The sequence below is a fragment of the Xenorhabdus sp. PB62.4 genome (genome assembly GCF_014467285.1).
Classification (GTDB): Bacteria; Pseudomonadota; Gammaproteobacteria; order Enterobacterales; family Enterobacteriaceae; genus Xenorhabdus.
This window is the reverse complement of the sequence record NZ_NKHR01000034.1, coordinates 1-17,981: the sequence shown is the minus strand read 5'-3', so window position 1 is coordinate 17,981 and position 17,981 is coordinate 1. Positions and strand designations below refer to the sequence as shown.

Here is a 17,981-nt window from a genome sequence, read left to right as displayed (position 1 = left end):
CCTTTACCGTGCTTTTTGACGAATTCTGTTCGTTGGCAAAATCGACATTTTACTTCAATCATCGCCATTTAATTTCTCCGAAAAAAGGGGAATTATATACCACCATCAACGGATTGAATACGTGACCCATAAAGGCGCTATTGCGTTTTTATTGCGATAATTATTAAAAGAGTCAAAGCATTATGGATATGCAATCAAGAAAGTATGGTAGAACGTTCCATTACCCGTTCTCGCCAGGCACGACCAGTGACGATCGCATCAATCATCATTGGTGGCAGGATATACAAAACATTAAGCAGCTTGTTCACACTGAAAAGCTGGACGGCGAAAATAATTGCCTGAATAAATATGGTGTATTTGCCCGTTCGCATGCCGCACCAACGCAATCGGCATGGACTCAACAAATTCGCCAGCGTTGGCAATTGCTGAAAGGTGACTTAGGTGATATTGAGATCTTTGGTGAAAACCTTTATGCCACTCACTCCATTGAATATCGCCATCTTGAAGAATATTTCTTCGTATTTGCTGTGCGTATTAAAGATATCTGGCTCAGTTGGGAAGAAGTCAAATTCTATGCGGCATTATTTGATTTTCCGGCTGTGCCTGAAATAAACATTCCTGAAATAAGGAGTGAATCGGCATTTATGCAAAACATTATTGAAACGGCAAAGCAGGGAAGTTGTTTTTCCTCATGGGATACACAGAACAAAAAACTATGTTCAATGGAAGGCATCGTTAGCCGCGATACGGGAGAGTATTTGGTGACTGATTTTCCACATCATGTCTTCAAATATGTGCGAAAAAGTCATGTCAAAACAGATATCCATTGGAAGAGAAACTGGCAAAGAGCACCTCTATATTTCGAACATCTTTCTAATTCGAATAAATGCAGTACGGAAGGAGGAAGGAAATGAGTTGGTTATTCAGCCACAATAAATCGTGGGACGACCTATCCTCTGCTTTCTCTTTTATCGCTGATATGGATGGGGTTCAACAAGATCCCATTCATCATGCGGAAGGTGATGTTGCGATCCATACCCAAATGGTATTGTCTGCATTGGAACAATTGCCGGGATATTCTTTATTGACGGCGGAAGAACAGGAAATTCTCTGGACGGCAGCGCTGTTACATGATGTGGAGAAACGCAGCACGACGCGGGTGGATTGGGACGGACGGATTATTTCTCCGGGGCATGCCCGTAAAGGGGAGTTGTCGACCAGACAAATTTTGTTTCAGCAAATACCTACCCCATTTGTAATAAGGGAACAAATTGCTGCGCTTGTACGTTTTCATGGATTGCCCTTGTGGTTAATGGAAAAGCCCAACCCACAAAAGGCATTATTGGCAGCTTCATTGCGTGTTGATACTTATTTGCTGACTTTACTGGCAAAAGCCGATGTATTGGGGCGCACATGTCACGATTCGCAAGAGTTACTTGAGCGTATTGAGCTGTTTGAACTTTATTGCCGTGAGCAAGATTGCTGGCGTAAGCCCCGGGTATTTTCATCTGGTGAAGCACGATTTCATTACTTTTCCACTGACAGCGAACATCCAGACTATCAACCTTATGATGATTACGGTAGCCAAGTGACATTGTTGTGCGGATTGCCGGGTATGGGTAAAGACCACTTTATCCAACAGTATGGTAAGGGGATATCAGTGATCAGTCTGGACGCGATTCGTCGTGCGCACCAAATTAATCCGGAAGATAAAAATGCTAATGGTTGGGTCGTACAGCAAGCAAAACAGCAGGCCAGAGAAAAACTACGCAGCAGGCAAGATTTTATCTGGAATGCGACTAACTTGACGGGACAAATGCGTCAGCAATTGATCAAATTGTTTGTGAGTTATAACGCCAGGGTGCGGATTGTTTATATTGAACAAGATTATAAGTGCTGGCGTCAGCAGAACAGTAATCGCCAATATGTGGTACCGGATAAGGTGATGGATCGGATGCTTGATAAACTGGAGGTTCCTGTGCCTGAAGAAGCACATGAAGTCTGCTATTTTATCGATTCTGTGATGTTGAACTGATAATCTCGAAAAGTATTTCTGCGAGTTTTGTCAAAATTAGAAGGCTGCTGAAATACCGCAGCCTTACTATTCTTATCGTTTTAATATGAAAGGATTATTTTTGCAGTAATTGATAGAACGTTGGGTTGTCGTCACATTGTCCGCCGCCACATTCCAATATGGTAGAAACCAGATTAGCCGCGATCAACAATGCGAACAAACCCATGGCAATTTTGCCTAATGTTGGTGGGGCGTATCTCGCCGTATCAGCATTGCCGGATTTCAGAGGCATGATAACTGCGATGGCAATAATGGTCAGAATAGATAGGATTGCAGCCCAGGTATAAAAATGTAATCCGAAGAACGTTGAACCATATCCTGTATCACCCGGCAGGATATGAAGGGAAACCTGACGCATGGCAACGAACCCAGTCACAATACAGCCAAGTATTGAGAGGCTATAATGACCATTTTTTATGCCAAAATAAATATTAAATAAAAATCCGAAACCAATCATGATGATGCCCGCGCGTTGCAATAAGCATAATGGGCAAGGAAGTTCAAAACGTGCTAATTGGTAATAAAACGCGACTATTAAAACTACACTGATACCGAACAGACCAAGGATATTCAAGGCCATCGCTAGGTTTATATTACGTGGTGCTGACATTGTATTATTCATTGTGGCCTCCGATTCAGAAAGAAAGATTCAGTGCATCAGTGGCATGATATTTAAACCAAAATATCGTGATGATGAATAAAGCGAACCAAAGTGCATACGTCAGCTTTTTTTTGCCTGTTATGACGGTGGCAATGATAACCAATGCGACTAAGAACGGTAAAAACATATACATGTTTAATCTCCATTATGAATTTAAAGCATATGTTATGCCATTATGGCATTAATACGTGAAAGGTGTGATTAGTAATAATATTAGATCAACAATACGATATTGATTCACGAAAGGTTATTTCGTCCGGATTGGCTACAAAAAATATTTTTTTGCACTTATGGGGGTTTTGTTGGCCAACAATTTGGTTGAAGGCAGATAAAAACTCCCCACCATGTGGGGAGGATAGTAAATTATTTTAATTAAGGAAGTAAACTAATCACGTTCAAGTATTGGCTTTAAAAAACGAGCAGTGTGAGATTTCTGACACTTAGCAACTTCTTCTGGTGTTCCTGATACCAGTATTTCACCACCACCACTGCCACCTTCAGGACCAAGATCGACAATCCAGTCAGCGGTTTTGATGACATCCAGATTGTGCTCAATGACGACGATGGTGTTTCCCTGATCCCGCAATTGATGCAAAACGGACAGTAGCTGTTGAATATCTGCGAAATGCAAACCAGTTGTTGGTTCATCAAGAATATACAGCGTTTGGCCTGTACCTCTTTTAGATAATTCCCGTGCCAGTTTTACCCGCTGAGCTTCTCCGCCAGAAAGTGTTGTTGCAGATTGCCCCAGACGAATATAGGAAAGACCGACATCTATCAAGGTTTGCAGTTTACGGGCAAGTGCTGGAACTGCATCGAAAAACTCCCGGGCTTCTTCAATCGTCATATTCAGCACTTCATTAATATTCCTACCCTTATATTTGACTTCCAGCGTTTCGCGGTTGTAACGTTTGCCCTTACACTGATCGCAAGGTACATAAACATCAGGTAAGAAGTGCATCTCAACCTTAATTACACCATCGCCTTGACAGGCCTCACAGCGTCCGCCCTTAACGTTGAAACTGAAACGCCCCGGAGTATAACCACGAGCACGGGATTCAGGTACGCCGGCAAATAACTCCCTTACCGGTGTAAATACGCCAGTATAAGTCGCAGGGTTTGAACGAGGTGTTCTGCCGATCGGGCTTTGGTCGATATCGATCACCTTGTCAAAATACTCAAGTCCTTGAATATCGATATAAGGCGCCGGGCTAATGTTTGTTGCTCCGTTCAACTGACGCTGTGCGATAGGGAACAACGTATCGTTGATCAGCGTCGATTTACCTGAACCCGAAACACCGGTGATACAGGTAAACAGGCCAACAGGCAATTTTAATGTCACTTTTTTCAGGTTATTGCCTTTTGCACCAATCAATTTCAGCATCTTGTCTGGATCGGCTGGTACACGCTGGTTGGGGATCGCAATTTGGCGTTCACCGCTCAGGAATTTTCCTGTGAGCGATTTCTTGCTTTCCATGATATCGGTGATCGTTCCTTCGGCAACAATCTCGCCGCCATGTACACCCGCTCCAGGCCCGATATCGATAATATGGTCAGCCGCCCGGATGGCATCTTCATCATGTTCGACTACGATAACGGTATTACCCAGATTGCGCAGATGAAGCAAGGTTTCCAGCAAACGCTCATTATCCCGTTGGTGCAGACCAATGGAAGGCTCATCCAGCACATACATTACACCGACAAGGCCGGCGCCAATTTGGCTGGCTAAACGGATACGTTGAGCTTCGCCGCCCGAAAGGGTTTCTGCTGATCGGGAAAGCGTCAGATAATTCAGACCGACATTGACCAAAAATGTCAGGCGATCGTGGATCTCTTTCAGAACTTTTTCAGCAATTTTCGCACGTTGTCCACTCAGTTTGATATTTTGGAAAAACTCCATCGCATGACCGATGCTGAAATCTGAAATCTGCGGCAGCGTAGTATTTTCGATAAAGACAAAACGTGCTTCTTTGCGCAATCGGGTCCCTTCACAGGAAACGCAAGAACGATTGCTGATATATTTTGCCAACTCTTCCCGTACTGCGCTGGATTCAGTCTCTTTGTAGCGGCGTTCCATATTATGCAGAACACCTTCAAAAGGATGATGACGAACGGTGACATCGCCACGGTCATTGGTGTATTTAAATTCAATAGATTCTTTGTCTGAGCCGAATAAAACTACTTTTCGAATGGTTGGGCTTAACTGGTTGAATGGTGCTTCAATATCAAATTTATAGTGTTCTGCCAATGATCTCAGCATTTGGAAGTAATAGAAATTACGGCGATCCCAACCACGAATAGCGCCCCCTGCAAGGGAAATATCTTCATTCTGAACAACACGATCAGGATCGAAAAATTGCTGAACCCCTAAGCCGTCACAAGTTGGGCAAGCACCAGCGGGATTGTTGAAAGAAAACAGGCGTGGTTCCAGCTCGCTCATGCTATAGCCACAAATTGAACAGGCAAAATTGGCAGAGAAGACCAATTCTTCGGCTTGCCCATCATCCATATTAGCAATCACAGCCGTGCCACCGGAAAGCTCCAACGCAGTTTCGAATGATTCTGCCAGTCGCGGAGCGAGGTCAGCACGTACTTTGAAGCGATCGACAACCACTTCAATAGTATGTTTTTTCTGCAATTCGAGTTTGGGTGGATCAGAAAGATCACACACTTCACCATCAATACGGGCACGGATATAGCCTTGTGCAGCGAGATTATCCAACAGCTTGGTGTGTTCACCTTTGCGTTCTTTGACGACAGGAGCCAGCAACATCAAGCGTTGGCCTTCCGGCAATGCCAGAACATTATCGACCATCTGGCTGATAGTTTGTGCTGCCAGCGTGATATCGTGGTCGGGACAACGTGGCTCACCCACACGTGCGAACAGCAGACGGAGATAATCGTGAATTTCAGTAATCGTCCCGACCGTAGAACGCGGGTTATGGGAAGTAGACTTTTGCTCAATAGAAATGGCGGGGGATAACCCCTCAATATGGTCGACATCGGGCTTTTCCATCAATGACAAAAACTGGCGGGCATACGCAGAGAGCGATTCAACATAGCGACGCTGACCTTCCGCATACAGGGTATCGAAAGCCAGCGATGACTTGCCAGAGCCAGATAGTCCGGTAATGACTATCAGCTTGTCACGGGGAATTATCAAATTGATATTTTTGAGATTATGGGTGCGGGCGCCCCGAACTTCGATGTTATCCATATACCATTTCCCAGATTATTGATAGTGCAAAATTTGTAAACGCGTTATTATTGCACAAACATTGCTGAATGGATATACAGTATTTAACGGGAAATCATGCTGAAACCATGACAATGTAAAGTACGATACGCTTCGCAAAGTATAATATAACGGTACTATGTTTAAACTTAATCCTCGCATGGTAAACTACTTTGTTTATAATTAGAGAAGTTCGTTTTTAGCAAAATTCATTTCATCAGGAGTATTCCCAATGGCCAGCAGAGGCGTAAACAAAGTTATTTTAGTGGGTAATTTGGGGCAGGACCCGGAAGTTCGCTATATGCCGAATGGCGGTGCAGTCGCAAACATTACTCTGGCAACGTCTGAGAGCTGGCGTGACAAGCAAACCGGTGAGATGAGAGAGAAAACCGAATGGCACCGTGTGGTACTTTTCGGCAAACTGGCAGAAGTTGCGGGTGAATATCTGCGTAAAGGTTCTCAGGTTTATATCGAAGGTTCTTTGCAGACGCGTAAATGGCAGGATCAGAGCGGCCAAGACCGTTACACCACTGAAATCGTGGTAAACGTTGGCGGCACTATGCAAATGCTGGGTGGCCGTGGCAATGCAGGACAAGAAGCTCCTATGCAACAAAGCGGCGGTTGGGGGCAACCACAGCAGCCACAAGCATCTCAGCAATTCAGCGGCGGCGCTCCATCTCGTCCGGCACAGTCTCCTGCTCCACAGAGCAATGAGCCACCAATGGATTTTGATGATGATATTCCGTTCTAAAAAATACCATAGAGATTTTTGTAAAGTTTAAGTCTTTCAGCCCCGTTATTCGGGGCTTATTTTAAACGAAATGTCTTTTTAAAGGGTAGTGATTGCTCTTGTGGATCTATAGTTTGAAAAAATCCGATTAGATCGATTTCATCAATATGTGGTTAAAAAACAAATGCAATAGGAAAATCTGCAAGAGAATGGAATGAATAAAATTCAGCAAGATGATGCTATATTTCTTGCACGACTGGTAAACTTATAAGATATGTTCTATTTATATAGCATGGAGTAATAAGCATTGCAATGTAAGTAGTAGGCTCAAATGAATTTTTTGTGCTTTACAAAATATATTAAATTATTCTTAAAAATAAATGCACAGATGGTTTTATATTTTCCAGAGTTAAATGTAATATTTATAACAAAGGGTTAAATCGATAACATGTGGTAATGTTTTGAGGTTTGCGAGTTATAAAAAAACTAATAGAGAATTATGATAAAAGCTTATCTTATCCGTCCTTATTTCCCTTGGAAAAGTGAAGTAAATCAGAATTTCAATGACTTAACAAAGGGAACCTATCTTAATGAACTCTCTGATCAGGAAGTGAATTTTGTGGTAAACCAATTAAATCATCATCTTATAAAACCAGAAGTGGTAATTCACTGAATGAATTATTTAAAGAAATATGAATTCATTCTCTTTTAGGTTTTATTGTGTTCTGTGCTCTAAAGTTAATTTTATTGATGGGTGTAGTCCAGTTTTTATTAGTATAGTTAATTTTTTCCTACCTAAAGAAAAGGATGAAATAGATATAATATGTCAGAGAGTATTGCTAAAAATTTAGTTAAGTTACTTGAGCGTTGTGGGGTTAAAGCAGCATTTGGTGTTTCTGGTGGATTTATTGTACCTGTATGGGAAGCATTAACGGAATCAGAAAAAATAAAAATATTCCATTGCAGACATGAATCAGGAGGAGTTTTTTCTGCATCTGAATTCAGTTTATGTCAGCAGACCCCTGCAGTAGCTTTTGCTACGGCTGGTCCTGGAATAAGTAACGCATTAACTGGGTTAAGAGCAGCAAAGCTAGATGGGGCAAAGGTTGTTTTCATCTCATCAATTACGTCTGTCGACCCTTCAAGGAAATGGAACTTACAGGAAACTACAGTACAAAATGTAGATAACTTGGTTATTCCAAATGGACGAGGTTATTTTGATGAAGTTATTACTATAAGCCGAAAGGAGGATTATTCGGCCGTTGAAGAAAAATTAAGAAAAGGATTAAATAAGAAAGATGGCTATGTGGTTGGTATATTTTTAACAACTAAAGCACAGCAAGAAATCATAGATTATGAAAATTATGAAGAACTTCCTTTATCTCATGACAAATTAGATGAAAATGTGGAACGTCATTCACGAGAAATAGCTGATTTGATTGTCAATGAAAATGCTATTTTTTGGGCAGGATTTGGTGCACGGCATGCTTCTAATTTGTTAACACAGATTGCTATAAAAACAAATTCGCGGGTAATCTCCACTCCACGGGGAAAAGGAATTTTCAATGAAAAGCATAGTCTTTACGTCGGAACCAGCGGGTTAGGAGCAGATACTGAGAGTATTTATAACGCATTACATTGCCCATCATTGTCAACTGTTATCATTATGGGAAGCAGATTAGGAGAGCTTAGTTCATCCTATGTTCAAAATAGTCTTAATAAAGTTAAGGTTTATTATATAGGACTGAATGCACACGAAGTTAAAGAGAATCTGCCTCCGCATAGTGTTCTCATTGATAGTGATATCGAAACATTTCTCACTTCTATTGATGCCTGCATTGCAGAAGAAATAATACCTTCCGGCCAGATGGAGGCTATTCCGGCTCTACATGGCAGTAATAGCAATAAATTTTATTCAGATGTAGCAAAAGATGTCCTCCATCCGCTTGATGTGATGGGTGTGATTCAGGAAATAGCGATTGATAGGTTCGATTGTTATGTTGCGTCAGAAGCGGGAAATTCCTTTGTTTGGACTAATCGCTACCTGAAGTTTTCGAACCCATTGAGATATCGTACAAGTACAGCCGATGGAGCTATGGGACACTATGCTTGCGGGTTAGTAGGAATTGCAGCATCAAAAGAACGTTGTGTAGTAGGTATTATAGGTGATGGTTCAATGCTGATGTCGAATGAAGTAAGCACTGCTGTTGGATACGGATTACCTGCTATTTGGCTTGTGATGAATGATGCTGCTTACAATATGTGTAGGCAAGGGTTAGAACTATTGGGAAATTCAGAGCTTGACTGCCATATACCCCAAGTTGATTTTGCTCTATTTGGGCAGGCAATCGGAGCGACAGGCTATAATGTTAGGAATATAAAAGAATTACGTAACGCTTTGATTAATGCAATTGAAGAAAAGAAAACGGCAGTGATTAATGTACTGATTGATAAATATGTGTTTCCTCCTCTCAATGATAGAATTGAAACTTTGAAGAAATTAAAGGCGGAGGAAGTGTGAGAAAGCATATCTCCGTTGTTTCAGTAGCAGGCATTCTTCCAACGGAAAAGATTATTATTCATCCTGAGGATCACATACGTAATGAGTTTAGTGCACCTGATGAACAGAAGTTATTTAGATCGCGTATCTTATGGCGCTTAAAACATAAAAAAGACTTGATTGAGTTAATGAAAGAAAGTTTGTTAGCAGCAGTAAAACAGGCACAGATGGATATTTCAGATATTGATTATCTGATTCTTAGTCAGGTATGGCCTGACAATATTTTGAGTGATGAAGCTGGACAATTGGCCAGAGAGCTAAATTTATCTTGCCCGGTGGTGTCAATAAATGTCGGGACAAATGGTGGTGTAGCTGCACTGGAAATTGCTACTGCTATGTTTGCTAACTCTGGGTTACATAATATTGCTGTTATTGCCGGGTGTAATTATTCTCATTGGTTTTCAACAGATGACCCCGCCAGATGTTTGTTAAGCGATGGTGCTGCATGCTTAATACTTAGTCGAAAGCAAGGTGTGGAAGTTACTGGTTGCCATAGTTTGAGTACAGCACATTATGATATTTTGCAATTTAATGAAGCACCTGAACGTTATGTTTTTTATAAAGAAAAGGGAGGGGAATATATATTTAATAATCTGAAAGAGACAATTTATCAGTGTTGCAGTAAGGTGTGTCAATCAAATGGAATTAATTTAAATGAAGTCAGCGCTTTTTACATTTACGACCCAACTGAATGGGTTGTTAGTAGCGCCGTAGAATCTTTAGGTGTGGGAAAAGATAAAGTTATATCTATTTTTCACAAATATGGAAGTTTAGGACCAGCACAGAGCTTTTTCGGCTTTATGGAGATACAGAATAACAAAAATCTGGTTGATTATGATTGGGTTATTGTTATGGGGTTTGGCCCTTCGTCTACTGCAACTGCTGTTCTATTTCGATGGCAGAATATTCCTTACGGAATATATTGTTATGATCACAAAACACAATTAAGTAGCTTAAAATTATCTAGTCGTATGACTGAAAATATTTAATAGTTTTCAGGCTAAACTGATCGAGATTATTTATTGCTCATTGGGATTAAAGCAATTGCTTTTATATGTAACTGGCATGTGTTAGATGATGGAATTGTACATATATATACAATTAAAACTCATTTGCAGGGTTTAGGCTTTAATAAGTGAGATTTTTTTTCTCGGATGATGATATTTATAGGTAATTATGGCCTCTCGGAATATTTAGAGAGGTATAAGATTTTTATTGTTTCTTTCTTGTTTATTTATGAGATTCTACATTTTTTCAATCAAGTTTAGACTGGTGTTGTGAGGTAGTGAATACTGGTCAATATTGAGTATAAATACGATATTTTTCAACAAATTATTGCTGCTTACTGAAATTACATTTAAGACAAGTTTAGTGAGCTATGATAACCGAATCTCTGCCAGTGAAACTATTTAGTATAAATCAAAAATTTTCAATGAATATGGATATAAATAGGAACAATTATGACAAGAGTGGCGATTGCATCATTAGGGATTTGGCATCCTTCAACTACGGTTGATAATAATTGGTTTATAGAACATTATGCTGCCCAAGGCATTGATGTGAGTGGTTTGCTAAATGCTCTTGGGCACAAAAATCGTTATCTAATCCGTGATTCATTTGATACAACATTAACAATGTCAGTTAAGGCTTCTAATGATGCTATTCGGCGACTGGGGTGTCAGGCTAAGGATCTGGATTTAGTGGCCTTTGCTTCACAAACGCCAGAATATCTTATTCCTGCGACAGCGCTCAAAATACATCATGCTATTGGTGGTGGAGAAAGGGCTCAGGCATTTGATATTAATGCTAATTGTGTAGGATTAGTCGTTGCGGTAGATATAGTTGCCAGAGCGATGATGGCACGCCCATCATGCCAACTTGCACTGGTTGTAGGTGGCGATTATCTTGGTGCTCACAGTAGTAATGAACCTGTCTACCATTCATGTTTTTCAGAGGTTGCTGTAGCGGTCATTCTTCATAAAACTGAACAGGGAAACGGCCTTATAGACTCAGAATCTCGTATACAAACTTCGGTGATTGATAATTCACTTTTCCCTGCATGTGGATTGTCAAATATTCATCGGCATGATGTTTCTGCACAAGTCAAATTCACTCCCTTTGATGATGCTATTTGTATCAGTGCTGCATCTGAATCGATCCGGTTGTTACTTTCAAGAAATAACTTAACTCCTGAGGATATTAATGGATTTATGTTTTCACAATTTTCTATAGGTAATATTCGACAACTTTGTGAAGAACTTGGTGTGGATCAGGATAAGGCATTATTTATTAGTGATGAATATGGCTATACTGCAACAAATAGTCCATTTGTTGCATTTTATGAGGCTATAAAGAGAAAGAAAATTTCCCGTGGTGATTTAATTGTTTTCTGGTCAGTGGGTGCTGGCTGGCAAAGTACCGCTATTTTAATGAAATATTAAATGATGTTATAGGCAATTAATCTATTGGTTCAAACTCGATCTGACTGTTACCGACTTTATTCCGGTAATTGTCAGATTATTTTTATGCGAATTCCTTTTCAGGTTCATTACTAAACCTCATCCTAATCTAACAATTAAAAATACCCCTCTCACAAAAACTCACTAAACTCATCAGCATTAGGCATCTTTATAGATTGTTTGATCCCATTAAGTCTTATTTCCTGACGTGAAAGCTGGATATCTGATCCTTGCAGCACGGCATTACCGAAGTTGTAAATGACGGACTCTTTACCGCGACAAATTGCCTGATCTTGCTCTTCGCTTCTGCGTTTAACTATTTCATTGTGTTTGTAATAGGTACTGATGGAAGCGCAACCGTGTTTTTTCTTCAGCATTTGCATGGTTTTTTGTGGAGATAAAACAACGGCACTTGCGTTATTACCGCCGAATCCTTTTGCATTAAGAATAGTGGCTTTCATATCTTCACCACGTTCACCAACAAACTTATCCCGCATTAAAATATTCAGATTGGAGGCATGCACATCCTCGGCAATGTGATCAATCGTCGTAATTCCCGGAATCCAACCATATTGCCAAACACCTAAAGCATTAGCTAATAGATCTCCTGCGGCGGCGGAAATGGAGTGTCCAAGATGCGCTTTAATGGCGGTGATATCCCAATTATTGAGTCCAAAAACCTTAGCAACTTCATTAATGATATGGCTTTCGGTGACTCTGTTTTGCGGTGTTCCGGTTCCATGTGACTGAACGTAAGAATACTGCAATTTCCCATCCAATAAATGGTTAGCAAGGGAGGCGGCTTTCATCATGGTGATGTAATTGCCTATTCCCGGTGAAGAGATTGATTTTTTGTTCGCATCTGCATTAACAAAAACATCCGGCACAGAACCAAGGATATTCGCGCCACACTGTAAGGCCAAATCATCACTCATCAGCAGCACAAATTGTGCTGATTCTCCAAGGGTAAATCCAACATTGGTTGAAAATGGGCGACTGGGACGACGATGGTCAACGATATCGGTTCCATCAAGCTTGCAGAGTTGGTGATCTTCAGCAAGTGCTCCCATAGCCTTAAATCCTTCAATGATTTCGGGGATAATAGGCGCTTCAGCACATCCAATTAAACAAACCTTGGCCTTGCCTTGTTTAATGTCATTGATACCTTGTTTGAGGTTATAGAGAAAGCTTGCACAGGCTCCCAAACTCGCTGCGGTCGTACCAAGATTGTTGATAATGTAACTATTAACGAAATCAGCCGGCATATCTGGCAGAGAAAGGGGAAGCATTTTGGAACTGGCACGTGAACCATTCAATGGATTGCCGATTAACCCTGCCATTGAAAATTGATCTATTTGACCCAGTGCACTGCTGGCATAAACCGAAATCTGATCAGGCTCTACTAAGGAAGTAATATCTGACCATGACATTCCAAGCGAATTTAACAAATCCGAAGCACCATAAACGGTTAAGCGTAAGCCGCGTGGGTGGTGATTGGAGTTATATAAATCACCAATTTCAAATCCCTCTGGTAATTGCCCTGCGCTAGTAACAGAAAGAGATGTATATATGGTCTTCAATAATCTTTCTGAATTATTTTCAATATCAGTGATTATTCGGTTTTTTGGTATATTCTGGGGATCGAACTGCGTGATTCGTCTTATCAATGTCCCGTTTTTGGCGCGTTCAATATGAGCTGCTGTAATAGGTTCTGAATCTTTGATGATCCCCATCCGATTGCATAAATCAGCCCATGTGTTTTGCATTGTTTCATCTTTGAGACTATCTGACACAATGCGTTTATAGCCGTGGAATCCAGAACTTCTTCCTGCTGCATTGATGCCACCCAAACCAACAATTACAGGTAATTTACTCATCATGAACTCCAAAAGGTTTTTATTGGAGTCTATCAGTTAGAATGATTTATGAACACTGACATTCATGTCATTAAAACTAAGAATATGGTCATCATATCTTTCACTTGAGAATGAAATAAGGGTATATAGACTGACGCAATATGTGGAGGTAAGAATGAGAATAGCGTTTGTTTTATATGATAAGGCATTGCAAAGTGGAATAACTTTGGCATCGGATATGTTAAACAGTGCGAGTAGTTTGAGAAGCCGAAAACAGCAGAGAGCAGAACCTCTCGATATGTCTGTTATTGGTGATTTAACAAAAAATAATGGACAAATTACGCTGCATTCCCATTATCAATTTTCAGATCCGATGAATTTTGATTTAGTGTTTTTGCCGCCCATGTGGGGGAATCCACTCGCTTCTATGGCTGGTAGAGAAGACATTCTGGAATGGCTGCGTCGACAACAGGAAAATCAGGCTGTTATCGTTGCAACGGGAACGGGAGTCTGTTGGTTGGCGAAAGCGGGGTTGCTTGAAGAAAAAACAGCGACGACTCATTGGTATTTTTATGACAAATTTGAGCGTCATTTTCCAACGGTAGATGTGAACCGTAAAGCAAGTATCACGTATTGTGACAATATTTATTGCGCCAGAAGTATTAACTCCCAAACAGAACTGATTGTTTATCTTATTGCCCGGTTTTTCAGTGTTCCAATTGCTGAAATTATTGAAAAGCATTTTTTGCATGAAGTATCAAACTTCCAATCAGAACCGTTTTTTCAGATTGGAGGTAATACACAATTTGATGAAATGGTTTCGATAGCACAAGCTTATATTAAGCAGCATGTTGATTCACCAATTACGATTAAGGATATTGCCAACTATGTCGGTGTATCGGAAAGTACTTTGCTTCGCAGGTTTAAAGGGCAAGTTGGCGTTTCACCGCATAAATACATATTGAATCATCGTTTATTAACAGCCAAACAGTTGCTAACGGATAATAGTTTAACGTTACTGCATGTGGCTCAATTAGTGGGATTTAATGATGCTTATTACTTTAGTAAGGTATTTGAACAACACTTCAAGCTGACACCGATTGCTTATCGTAAGCTGGTAAGAGCCAAGATTTTTCACGCTTAATAGATAATATTATCTTGAAACCAAATTGCCCATGCTAAATATCGTTTAAATCTTGCGAGAAAATCAAACAAACAGCATGAGCAACCATAAGAATATATAGACGTTATTTAACCAATCGTTTTACCCAGAGATTGGCGAATATAAGAACCTGCACCTAATAATCCCGGTTTATCATGGGTAATCAGATATACAGGAATATCCTGCAAATAACCTGTAAATCGGCCTTTGCTCTCAAATCCCTGACGAAATCCCGATTTTTGGAAGAAATCAAGGAAACGTGGGACGATGCCACCTGCAATATAAACGCCGCCGAATGCACCAATATTCAGTGCCAGATTGCCGCCAAAACGCCCCAAAGCCGTACAGAAAAGCTCTAACGCCTGCTTGCAGGTAGGGCAATTTCCACTTAGTGCACGATCGGAAATATCTCTGGGAGTCAGATCTTCCGCTGGCTGATCGTTAAGTTTCATCAGAGAACGATAAATATTTACCAAACCAGGCCCGGAAAGGATACGTTCAGCAGAAACATGACCATATTCTTCTCGTAATACACTCAGCATATGATCTTCTTCCACGCTGTCCGGCGCAAAATCTACATGGCCCCCTTCACCAGGCAAGCTCATCCACTGGGTTCCAGTATGAATAAGATGGGCGACACCCAGTCCGGTTCCCGCACCATAAACAGCAATAGGGCGTTTAGCCTGAGGCTGTTTTCCGCCAATCTGAATGATGTCATCTGCACCTAAGACCGGAATTGCGAGAGAAACGGCGGTGAAATCGTTAATTACTTCAAAACGCTCCCATCCCAGAGACGCTTTCATTTGGCTGACGGAAAAACGCCAACTGTGATTGGTCATACTAATGACATCATCCGTCACTGGGCAGGCAATGGCGATGCAGCCATCTTTGATTTCGCAGTCCTGTTGTTCCAGATAATGGCGGATAACGATTTCAAGTGATGGATAATCCGCACAAGGATAGAATTCGACCGCGCTTAGTTGCCCGGTATCCACATCACATAATGCCAGACGTGCATTTGTGCCGCCGATATCGCCTACCAGAGCATAAGTTGTCATGGTGTATCTCCTTAAGTCTTACGAAATGGTCTATTCCTTTCATCTTTCAAGTTGCTTCTTTGTTAGCTGTGCTGCAATTTGAAATCTATAGGTCTATTTTCTAATGAACCGATCAAAACTCAAATTGAGGGGATTTTACACAAGGTCGGGCATAAAGGCCGCATAAAAATATATGGATATTGTTGGGATACTGGACACCGTAATATTATCAGTGTCAGGTAAACGGCTCAGTCTAAGCCGAGTCCACGTAATCCTATGGAGTTTAAGTCAGCGGCAGTGAAGCGATTTTCCCAGTTTATTTCATAGTCTTCACGGGGGAAATCTGCCGGAGATGTGCCTTTCTCAAGTGATTCTGCAACCTTATGCGCATAAGCCAGATTTCTGTCACACAGAGGAGCAGCAGGGATATACATGACATTCCCCCAACCTTGTTGATTTTCCACAGGAGCAACGGAATGGATGAGATCACAATGCCACCAAACAGAGTCACCTGCCTGTAATGATGGGATACTACATAGCCCACGGGCGAGGAAAGGGTGCCATTTTTCGGTAGTTGGCAATGCCTTGCCGGGAGCAACACCACAGAGTTCATCTTCGGGCACATCATGGAGTAAGGGCCGTAACAACAAATAGGCCATCGCTTCTGGCACGGGTACAACATGCAGAAGTCCCTGATTGAGCGCCATATCTGACAGCGCTGTCCACCCCTGAAAAGTGCGAAAAACTGAACATCGGGTGACGTTATCCAGTTCGTATTCATTCATATCTGGACGATGCGCGGCATCCCAGGGATCGTATTCCGCAAATCGGTTATTGAAAATATTTCTGAATACTTTTTGATAAGTAGGATGTAGCCAACGCTCTAAAGCGCCGGAATCCGTATGAGCGCCAAGCCCTTTGGATGTCGTACCCGGTGGCCTGCGGCGAATACGGTCAGGATAGATCATGCTGACATCAGGTTCAAACCAACGCGTTCCGCCAGATTCAGATTTCCACAGGTGATTGAGAAAAGATTGTACCTTTGCAATTTCTTCACTTTGTCGGGCCTGCATCTGTGCCTGCGACCAGTAAATAGGATAAATTTCCGGGCGAGAGGCTTTTAGGTTGCTGAAATAATTATCGCCGGTACCTTGATAAACACTATTGAAATGGTTTCCTTCAAGGTAATCAAGTATGGATTTATCCCATGCAAGTGCGGTATCACGGGGAAAATTCTGTCTGACAATCAAACACCCACGGCGTTTAATTTTTTGTATGGTTTCTGCCGGGATTCGGTTTTCGGCCAAATCACGCCAGTGGATTTCAGGCCAGACACTACCTGTGGTTTTTTCATCTTCCCGCGCAGCGATGAGTTCTTTTTCTATTTTGTTACAGATTTGATTGAATAAATTTTCAACATCGCCTATTTGATTGCGTATGACCTGTTTCATCTGGCGGATTTTTTGGCGGTAATCATCTGGGAAAGTTGTAGAAGTAAAAGATATATTCATCGCATACCTCATTCGTTCAGTATGAAGAGCATAAAAAAGAGCGGGGCACCTATACGACGGCAACAGCTTCTGTCAAATAGCGATCTGTTTCTTCACATAATCTTATCCCCCGGATACCCATGCTCTCTTTAATGTACTGCAAGCACACTGCGGGTTCATCAACTGATTAAGTTAGTATGTTCCTTGTTTCTCTCTGAAATATGTAACTTACGATTGAATTCTGCATCAGGGATCAAATAAGGCATTGTTTGATCCTCTGTGTTGTTATGACCTGACATATCTTGCCCCAATCAGTAGGATCACCAGAAAATTGTGTAGAAACGGTTTCAAGTTCATTATACATATTCTCGTAATAATTGAGTAAATATTGGTCAATTTTAACAAGTTATCCCGTAAATATACAGAGCATAAATTTTCAGTTACGTTCATCTTTGATCAATATATTGATTATGACGAAAGGTTAAATATTTATTTAAGTCCAACTTTCAGTCAACTAACTAATAATAAGCGGTTAGCAGATAAAGTTAATGGTGTGGCAATTGCATTGACAGGGCGGGATTCCACTTTGTATTAAGTTTAATCAAATATAAGCTGACTACGGAATTCCGCTGACCACATTGCTCTTCGGCGTTTAGCGGCCTGACTGTCCTTTATACTGGTATTTTGTTTAATCACATTTAATGCAATTCGATTAAA

Annotated in this window: 13 protein-coding genes and 1 pseudogene; 7 read left to right on the top strand and 7 right to left on the bottom strand. The window is 41.1% G+C overall.

The window, feature by feature from the left end:
• Positions 1 to 182: 182 nt before the first annotated feature.
• Both Xenpb_RS17745 and Xenpb_RS17740 read left to right on the top strand, forming a co-directional pair.
• Positions 183 to 914 (top strand): RNA ligase family protein, encoded by a 732-nt coding sequence (locus Xenpb_RS17745; RefSeq protein ID WP_222943035.1) that lies wholly within the window; start codon positions 183 to 185, stop codon positions 912 to 914.
• Positions 911 to 2,035 (top strand): AAA family ATPase, encoded by a 1,125-nt coding sequence (locus Xenpb_RS17740; RefSeq protein ID WP_187655499.1) that lies wholly within the window; start codon positions 911 to 913, stop codon positions 2,033 to 2,035. The genes Xenpb_RS17745 and Xenpb_RS17740 overlap by 4 nt, the downstream gene beginning before the upstream one ends.
• Positions 2,036 to 2,129: 94 nt before the next feature.
• Here Xenpb_RS17740 and Xenpb_RS17735 read toward each other — a convergent pair whose 3' ends face one another.
• The 3 genes from Xenpb_RS17735 to uvrA all read right to left on the bottom strand — a co-directional run bounded on the left by Xenpb_RS17735 (position 2,130) and on the right by uvrA (position 5,952).
• The gene (locus Xenpb_RS17735; protein WP_187655498.1) at positions 2,130 to 2,696 is read right to left on the bottom strand and encodes a disulfide bond formation protein B; all 567 of its coding nucleotides are present in this window, start codon (positions 2,694 to 2,696) and stop codon (positions 2,130 to 2,132) included.
• Between the two features lie 13 nt (positions 2,697 to 2,709).
• Positions 2,710 to 2,868 (bottom strand): DUF5993 family protein, encoded by a 159-nt coding sequence (locus Xenpb_RS17730; protein WP_187655497.1) that lies wholly within the window; start codon positions 2,866 to 2,868, stop codon positions 2,710 to 2,712.
• Positions 2,869 to 3,120: 252 nt separating this feature from the next.
• Positions 3,121 to 5,952, bottom strand: a complete 2,832-nt coding sequence (gene uvrA / locus Xenpb_RS17725; RefSeq protein ID WP_187655496.1) for an excinuclease ABC subunit UvrA — start codon at positions 5,950 to 5,952, stop codon at positions 3,121 to 3,123.
• A gap of 250 nt (positions 5,953 to 6,202) precedes the next feature.
• On the opposite strand from uvrA, the gene ssb1 reads away from it, so the two are divergent.
• From ssb1 to Xenpb_RS17705, 4 genes are all read left to right on the top strand, one after another.
• Entirely contained in the window at positions 6,203 to 6,721 is a 519-nt protein-coding gene (gene ssb1 / locus Xenpb_RS17720) for a single-stranded DNA-binding protein SSB1 (protein ID WP_099114101.1), read from the top strand.
• A gap of 802 nt (positions 6,722 to 7,523) precedes the next feature.
• Positions 7,524 to 9,221, top strand: coding sequence for a thiamine pyrophosphate-binding protein (locus Xenpb_RS17715; protein WP_187655495.1), 1,698 nt, complete (start codon positions 7,524 to 7,526; stop codon positions 9,219 to 9,221).
• Positions 9,218 to 10,249 (top strand): 3-oxoacyl-[acyl-carrier-protein] synthase III C-terminal domain-containing protein, encoded by a 1,032-nt coding sequence (locus tag Xenpb_RS17710; protein ID WP_187655494.1) that lies wholly within the window; start codon positions 9,218 to 9,220, stop codon positions 10,247 to 10,249. Before Xenpb_RS17715 ends, Xenpb_RS17710 begins: the two co-directional genes overlap by 4 nt.
• Positions 10,250 to 10,720: 471 nt before the next feature.
• On the top strand, positions 10,721 to 11,701 hold the full coding sequence (locus Xenpb_RS17705) for a 3-oxoacyl-[acyl-carrier-protein] synthase III C-terminal domain-containing protein (RefSeq protein ID WP_187655493.1): 981 nt from the start codon (positions 10,721 to 10,723) through the stop codon (positions 11,699 to 11,701).
• 149 nt (positions 11,702 to 11,850) lie between these two features.
• On the opposite strand, the gene Xenpb_RS17700 is transcribed toward Xenpb_RS17705, so the two are convergent.
• Positions 11,851 to 13,599, bottom strand: coding sequence for a beta-ketoacyl synthase (locus Xenpb_RS17700; RefSeq protein ID WP_255523178.1), 1,749 nt, complete (start codon positions 13,597 to 13,599; stop codon positions 11,851 to 11,853).
• Between the two features lie 61 nt (positions 13,600 to 13,660).
• Here Xenpb_RS17700 and Xenpb_RS17695 point away from each other — a divergent pair, with 61 nt between their 5' ends.
• Positions 13,661 to 14,719: a GlxA family transcriptional regulator gene (locus Xenpb_RS17695; protein WP_187655492.1), complete on the top strand. Its 1,059-nt coding sequence runs from the start codon at positions 13,661 to 13,663 to the stop codon at positions 14,717 to 14,719.
• A gap of 107 nt (positions 14,720 to 14,826) precedes the next feature.
• Here Xenpb_RS17695 and glk read toward each other — a convergent pair whose 3' ends face one another.
• The 3 genes and pseudogenes from glk to Xenpb_RS17680 form a co-directional block, all read right to left on the bottom strand.
• Positions 14,827 to 15,795 (bottom strand): glucokinase, encoded by a 969-nt coding sequence (glk, locus tag Xenpb_RS17690; RefSeq protein WP_187655491.1) that lies wholly within the window; start codon positions 15,793 to 15,795, stop codon positions 14,827 to 14,829.
• Positions 15,796 to 16,022: 227 nt separating this feature from the next.
• Positions 16,023 to 17,285 (bottom strand): DUF1479 domain-containing protein, encoded by a 1,263-nt coding sequence (locus Xenpb_RS17685; RefSeq protein WP_187655490.1) that lies wholly within the window; start codon positions 17,283 to 17,285, stop codon positions 16,023 to 16,025.
• Positions 17,286 to 17,861: 576 nt separating this feature from the next.
• Positions 17,862 to 17,981, bottom strand: a pseudogene (locus Xenpb_RS17680) (ISAs1 family transposase); the annotation flags it as partial.